Genomic DNA, 6,269 nt, shown 5'->3' with positions numbered 1-6,269 from the left:
CGTGATGACGACCGCGGTGGGCGTCCCGGTGGTGGCTTCGAGCGCCGTGAGGACCGGCCGCGTGGGCCCCGTCGCGACGACGACAGCCGCAGCGGTGGTTTCCGTCGTGACGACAGTCGGCCCACGAGCGGCGGCGACCGGGGCGGCTTCCGCCGCGACGACCGTGCCGGTGGCTTCCGTCGGGATGAAAGCCGTGGCGGTGGCGGCGCAGGCAGGTTCCCCCGCGATGATCGTGCGCCGCGGCGTGAGGACGACCGTGGTGGATACCGTGGACCGCGTCGTGATGACGACCGCGGTGGGCGTCCCGGTGGTGGCTTCGAGCGCCGTGAGGACCGGCCGCGTGGGCCCCGTCGCGACGACGACAGCCGCAGCGGCGGCTTCCGCCGTGACGACAGCCGCGGTGGCGGTGGATACCGCGGGCAGCGGGACGACCGCGAGCGTGGTGGCTACCGGGGGCGCGACGACCGTGGTGGCTACGACCGCCGGGACGACCGGGACCGTGAGCCGATCAAGCGGCTTCCCATTCCTGACGACGTCACCGGTGACGAGATCGACAAGGATGTGCGGCAGGAGCTGATGAGTCTGCCGAAGACCCTGGCCGAGGACGTTGCCCGCAACCTCGTCATGGTCGCCCGGCTCATCGACGAGGACCCCGAGCAGGCGTACGCGTACTCGCGTATCGCGTTGCGGCTGGCCTCGCGGGTGGCTGCTGTGCGGGAGGCGGCCGGCTTCGCCGCGTACGCGACGCAGAAGTACTCGGAGGCGCTGGCCGAGTTCCGGGCGGCGAAGCGGATGACTGGTTCCGTGGAGCTGTGGCCCGTCATGGCTGACTGCGAGCGTGGACTCGGGCGGCCCGAGCGGGCGATGGCCATGGCGGGCGAGCCCGAGGTGCAGAAGCTGGACAAGGCCGGGCAGGTCGAGATGCGCCTGGTGGCCGCCGGGGCGCGCAGGGACATGGGGCAGATCGATGCCGCCATCGTCACCCTGCAGAGCTCCGAGCTCGCATCGAGCGCCGTGCACCCGTGGACGCCGCGACTGCGCTATGCGTACGCCGATGCGCTGCTGGCCGCCGGGCGCGAGGACGAGGCGCGTGAGTGGTTCGCGAAGGCCCTGGAGGCCGACAAGGACGGTGCCACCGACGCGTCGGACCGGCTCGCCGAGCTGGACGGTGTCGAGTTCGTCGACGCTCTCGGTGAGAGCGACGACGAGACGGTCGAGGCCGAAGCCGGAACCGACGCTGATGGCGATGTCGACGATGCGGATGAGGACGGGTCGACGAAGGCGTAAGACATGAGAGAGGGCGGCATCCCGGAAAGGATGCCGCCCTCTTTTTTTGTGTCCGGCGTCCGTGCCCGCGGTCAGTCAAGGGCGAGGCTGCGCAGGACCAGGCCCGTGGCCGGCTTGGGGCCGAACGAAGTCGACTTGCGGGGCATGGTGACTCCCTGTCGGGCCAGGTCCCGGACGACTTCTTCGCGTACCGGATGCATCAGCACCGCGGTGGCGTTGCGGCGCTCGGCCTGTTCCACGGCTGCCTCGGTGTCGTGTATGTACGCGATGTGTTCCGGGCTGTCGGGGATCTGCCACACATGGTCGAGAAGCGTCGCGTGCAGGACCGTCGCATCGAGAGTGCGCCAGGCGAGTGGGCGGTCGGCCGGGATCGTGCGGGCCAGCAGTGCCTCGTCCGGGCGGTCGACGAGATGGAAACGGCCGTCCCCCGCCAGCAGGAAGGCGTTGCCCTCGGCGGCCGCCTCGGCGAGGGCGTCGAGGGCAACGGGGAGTGGTTCCTCGATGTCGCGGACTCGGAAGGCGCCGTTCAACGCGGCCAGTGCGTCGGCCACGGGGAGGCTGTGCAGCAGCCGGTGGATGGCGCGGACCCGGAGCGGGTAGCGAGCCGTGTCGACGAGGAGGACCAGGCCGAAGTCCCAGGGGCCCGGGTCGGTGTGTTCCTGCTGCAGCCGCAGATAGGTGGCCCAGCGGTGGTGGCCGTCGGCGATGAGCGCCTGGTGGTGAGTGAGGTCGGTCTCGATCTCGGACCGGTCGGCCGGGTCGGTGACCGCCCAGAGCCGGTGCCGGTAGCCGTCCTCGGTGGTCGTCGCGAGCAGTGGCGGCCGGTCGATGGTGCGCTCGATCACAGCGGTCGCGCCGGTCGGGTCGCCCTCGCTGCGGTAGGTGAGCAGGAGCGGTTCCAGGTGGGCGGCTGTGGTGCGCATCAGGTTGGCGCGATCCTCGACGACATGGGCCATGACGTCCTCGTGCGGCAGGACGATGCCGTCGGCGGGGGAGGAGAGCGCCAGTGCTCCCACGATGCCGCGTTGCAGGATCTCGCCGCTGCGCTGCTCGTAGACGTAGAGCGCGGGCTCGCTCTCGGGGGCCAGTATGCCCTCGTCGAGCCAGCGGTTCAGAGTCTCGGCGGCCTGTTCCTGGCGGGCGTCGGGCGTGTCGGCCTGCGGCAGGATCAATCGGACGATGTTGTGCGGGTCCGCTGATTCCAGGTGGTGCAGCCCGTCGGGGCGCACGACGACGTCGTAGGGCGGTGAGGTCACCGCGGCGAGACTGCCGACCCGCTCGGGGACGTAGCGCAGCCCGCGGAACGGGATCAGGCGCAGTCCCTGGCCGGTGGGACCTGGTGTCTTCATTTCTGCATCGTATGTGCGTTGTGGCGATGCGCGATGATCGGAGGAGAAGCATGCAATGAGGAGCGCAAAGATATGAGTCAGGCGAGCAGGACCCGGCCGAGCGGGATCAGCACTGCGCTGAGCGAGGCGTACGACACGGCTCTGCTGGATCTTGACGGGGTGGTGTACGCGGGCGGTCACGCGATCGTGCATGCCGTCGATTCGCTGGGCGCCGCGCGGGACGGGGGAATGCATCTCGCGTACGTGACCAACAATGCGCTGCGTACGCCGGCTGCCGTGGCGGACCATCTGACCGAGCTCGGGGTGCCGGCCGAGCCCGCCGACGTGATCACCTCGGCGCAGGCTGTGGCGCGGCTGATGGCCGATCAGCTGCCGACCGGGGCCCGGGTGCTCGTGGTCGGGGGCGAGGGTCTGAAGGTCGCGCTGGTGGAGCGTGGGCTGGTGCCGGTGGAGTCGGCGGACGACGAGCCGGTGGCGGTGGCGCAGGGGTACGGCGGTCCCGACCTGGCGTGGGGACGGTTCGCGGAGGCTGCGTACGCGATCAACCGGGGGGTGCCGTGGTTCGCGTCCAACACCGATCTGACGATTCCGGGCGCCCGGGGGATCGCGCCGGGCAATGGTGCGGCGGTCGAGGTCGTACGGATCGCCACCGGCGCCGAACCGCAGGTCGCCGGGAAGCCGCTGCCGCCGATGCACCGGGAGACCGTGCTGCGGACCGGGGCGGAGCGGCCGCTGGTGGTCGGGGACCGGCTGGACACGGACATCGAGGGTGCGTTCAACGGTGGAGTGGACTCACTGCTGGTGCTCACCGGAGTGACGGACGCGGCGCAGCTGGTGGCGGCCGAGCCGAGGCACCGGCCGACGTATGTGGATGCGGATCTGCGGGGACTGCTCACCGGGCAGCCGGAGGTGACGGAGAACGGCGGTGGGTTCGGCTGCGGTGGCTGGACGGCCGCGGTGCGCGGCGACGAGCTGGCGCTGGAGGGCGACGGGGACGTGCTCGACGGGCTGCGGGCGCTGTGCGGGGCCGCCTGGTCGTACGCCGGCGAGGGGGCGTGCCGGCTTGATGCGGGGAAGGCGGTGGCCAGGCTCGGGCTGTAACGGTCTCCCCCACGATGGGGAGTGGATCGGCGAGCGGCGTCGTGCGGCTTCGATGGCAAGGCAGGGGAAGGAGTCGGCGCGGAGCGTCGGTGACCGACGACAACGCCGAAGGGACCCCTCCCTGCTCGAGCGAAGCCGAGAGCTTGGGGGGAAAAGCCGCACGACGCCGGGAGCCCACTCCCCATCGTGGGGGAGGCCGTCAGTCCGGCGGCAGCCGGAGGGTGCTGCGGACGGGGCCTGGGCAACTCGGCGGGGGCGTCCGGGAGTTCGTCGGGGCGACGGATCCTTGTGGGATGAATCGGGCGTATGTGGCGCTCCGTTGGGTGTGGGGAGCCGGGCGACTCGACAACTCAATAGGTTAGGCTAACCTAACCTCGTGTTGGTTGAGAGTCCGCCAGAGCCGAGCGCAGGTCCCAGGGCCGCGCCGGTGACATCCGCGCCCCCCGGGCGCCATGCGATCCGTGCCGTAGGGCTGTTGATCGCTGTGGTCGCGCTGGTGCTGGTGTGCCTCGCGAGTATCGCGATCGGTGCAAAGGCGCTGCCCCTCGCCGATGTCTGGCACGGTCTGTTCCACGCCTCGGGGACCCAGGGCGATGTCCTCGTGCGGGAGGTGCGCATCCCGCGGACCGTGCTCGGGCTGATCGTCGGCGCCGCGCTCGGCCTCGCCGGTGCGGTGATGCAGGCCCTGACCCGTAACCCACTGGCAGAACCCGGACTGCTCGGGGTCAACGCAGGAGCCTCGGCAGCTGTCGTGTCCGCGATCAGCTTCTTCGGTGTCACCTCGCTGACCGGGTATGTGTGGTTCGCGTTCCTCGGCGCCGCGGTCGTGTCGGTCGCGGTGTACCTGCTCGGTGGCAGCCGGTCCGCGACGCCTGTACGCCTCGCCCTCGCCGGGACCGCGGCCGGTGCCGCGCTGTTCGGCTATGTCAACGCCGTACAGCTGCTGGACGCGGCGGCGCTCGACCGGCTGCGGTTCTGGACAGTCGGGTCGCTGGCCTCGGCGAACATGGAGACCGTCGGCAAGGTATGGCCGTTCATCGCGGTCGGTGTCGTCCTCGCACTGCTCATCGCCCGCCCGCTGAACGCCCTGGAGATGGGCGACGACACCGCCAGGGCGCTCGGCGCCCATCTGACCCGCACCCGCGTCCTCGCGATGCTCACCGTCACTCTGCTGTGCGGGGCCGCGACCGCCGCCTGCGGGCCGATCGTCTTCATCGGGCTGATGATCCCGCACCTGGTGCGTGCGATCACCGGCCCCGACATGCGGTGGATCCTGCCGTACGCGGCCGTGCTCGCGCCGGTGCTGCTGCTCGGCGCGGACGTGGTGGGGCGGGTGATCGCCCGACCGTCCGAGCTGCAGGTCGGCATCGTCACCACGCTGCTCGGCGGTCCCGTCTTCATCCATCTCGTACGCCGCAAGAGGATGGCCCAGCTGTGAAGGCCATGAAGACCCGCACGAAGGGCGGAGCCGGCGCGGTTCGGGCCGTACGGACCGGCGGAGGGCTCTCCTTCCGGGTGGACGTCCGGGCGTTCGTGGTGATCGTGCTCCTTGCCGCCGTGGCAGCCGGGGCCGGGATCGTGCTCATCGGCAGCGGGGACTACGCGATGACGCCCGGCGAGGTCGTCAGCACGCTGTTCGGGCACGGCACGTTCCAGCAGGAGTTCATCGTCACGGACCTGCGCCTGCCGCGGGTCCTCGTCGGGCTCCTGGTCGGCGCGGCACTCGGGGTAGGCGGCGCCGTGTTCCAGACCATCTCCCGCAACCCGCTCGGCAGCCCCGACGTGCTCGGCTTCGGCCAGGGCGCCACGGTCGGTGCGCTGACGGTGATCGTCCTCTTCGAGGGCGGGGCCGCCGCCGTCGCGGGTGGCGCCGTGGTCGGCGGGCTGCTCACCGGCGCCGCGGTGTACCTGCTGGCGTGGAGACGAGGGGTTCACGGCTACCGACTGGTGCTCGTCGGTATCGGCGCGGCCGCGATGCTCACCGCCGCCTCGCAGTATCTGATCACCAAGGCCGACCTGGTCGACGCGACCCGTGCCGTCGTCTGGATGACCGGCTCGCTCGACGGGCGCGACTGGGCGCAGGTCTGGCCGCTGCTCGCGGTGTGCGGCCTTCTCATTCCGCTGGTGCTCGGGCACGGACGGGCGCTGCGCATGATGGAGATGGGTGACGACGCCGCGTACGCCCTGGGTGTACGGGTGGAACACACCCGGCTCGTCCTCATGGGCTGTGCCGTGCTGCTCGTCACCGTCGCCACCGCCGCGGCCGGGCCCATCGCGTTCGTCTCGCTGAGTGCCCCGCAGCTGGCACGCCGGCTCACCCGCTCGCCCGGGCCCAATCTGGCGCCCGCCGCCTTCCTGGGGGCTGCCCTGCTGCTCGTCGCCGACTGGATCGCGATGGACGCCTTCGGCGACCGGCAGCTGCCGGTGGGTGTCGTCACCGGCGTGCTGGGTGGCTGCTACCTGTTGTGGCTGCTCGTCTCCGAGCGCAGGGCGGGGCGGATATGAGAACCCGTCGGACGATGAATCCGCCCC

5 protein-coding genes are annotated in these 6,269 nt (G+C 71.3%); 4 read left to right on the top strand and 1 reads right to left on the bottom strand.

What is annotated here, in order from left to right; all coding sequences use genetic code 11:
- The first annotated feature begins 576 nt into the window (after window positions 1–576).
- Window positions 577–1,287, top strand: a complete 711-nt coding sequence (locus ACGFSA_RS23880; RefSeq protein WP_393307350.1) for a tetratricopeptide repeat protein — start codon at window positions 577–579, stop codon at window positions 1,285–1,287.
- Window positions 1,288–1,358: 71 nt separating this feature from the next.
- Here the strand turns inward: ACGFSA_RS23880 and ACGFSA_RS23875 are convergent, their stop codons facing one another.
- Window positions 1,359–2,636 carry a DUF1015 domain-containing protein gene (locus ACGFSA_RS23875; RefSeq protein WP_393307334.1) on the bottom strand — a complete coding sequence of 426 codons (1,278 nt, stop codon included), beginning with the start codon at window positions 2,634–2,636 and terminating at the stop codon, window positions 1,359–1,361.
- Between the two features lie 72 nt (window positions 2,637–2,708).
- Between ACGFSA_RS23875 and ACGFSA_RS23870 the strand changes: the two genes are divergently transcribed.
- The 3 genes from ACGFSA_RS23870 (at window position 2,709) to ACGFSA_RS23860 (ending at window position 6,242) form a co-directional block, all read left to right on the top strand.
- Window positions 2,709–3,737 carry an HAD hydrolase-like protein gene (locus ACGFSA_RS23870; protein ID WP_393307332.1) on the top strand — a complete coding sequence of 343 codons (1,029 nt, stop codon included), beginning with the start codon at window positions 2,709–2,711 and terminating at the stop codon, window positions 3,735–3,737.
- Between the two features lie 478 nt (window positions 3,738–4,215).
- Entirely contained in the window at window positions 4,216–5,175 is a 960-nt protein-coding gene (locus ACGFSA_RS23865) for a FecCD family ABC transporter permease (RefSeq protein ID WP_393307348.1), read from the top strand.
- Window positions 5,176–5,180: 5 nt separating this feature from the next.
- Window positions 5,181–6,242 (top strand): FecCD family ABC transporter permease, encoded by a 1,062-nt coding sequence (locus tag ACGFSA_RS23860; RefSeq protein ID WP_393307346.1) that lies wholly within the window; start codon window positions 5,181–5,183, stop codon window positions 6,240–6,242.
- Window positions 6,243–6,269 lie beyond the last annotated feature (27 nt).

Source organism: Streptomyces sp. NPDC048496, assembly GCF_043200055.1.
Lineage (GTDB): Bacteria > Actinomycetota > Actinomycetes > Streptomycetales > Streptomycetaceae > Streptomyces.
Note: the sequence above shows the minus strand (reverse complement) of the source record. Positions and strands in the feature narration are given on the sequence as shown.

Excerpts from the sequence above, each read along its gene's own strand:
- ACGFSA_RS23875 (WP_393307334.1), bottom strand. The coding sequence starts at position 2,636 with ATGAAGACACCAGGTCCCACCGGCCAGGGACTGCGCCTGATCCCGTTC.
- ACGFSA_RS23880 (WP_393307350.1), top strand. The coding sequence starts at position 577 with ATGAGTCTGCCGAAGACCCTGGCCGAGGACGTTGCCCGCAACCTCGTC.
- ACGFSA_RS23870 (WP_393307332.1), top strand. The coding sequence starts at position 2,709 with ATGAGTCAGGCGAGCAGGACCCGGCCGAGCGGGATCAGCACTGCGCTG.
- ACGFSA_RS23860 (WP_393307346.1), top strand. The coding sequence starts at position 5,181 with ATGAAGACCCGCACGAAGGGCGGAGCCGGCGCGGTTCGGGCCGTACGG.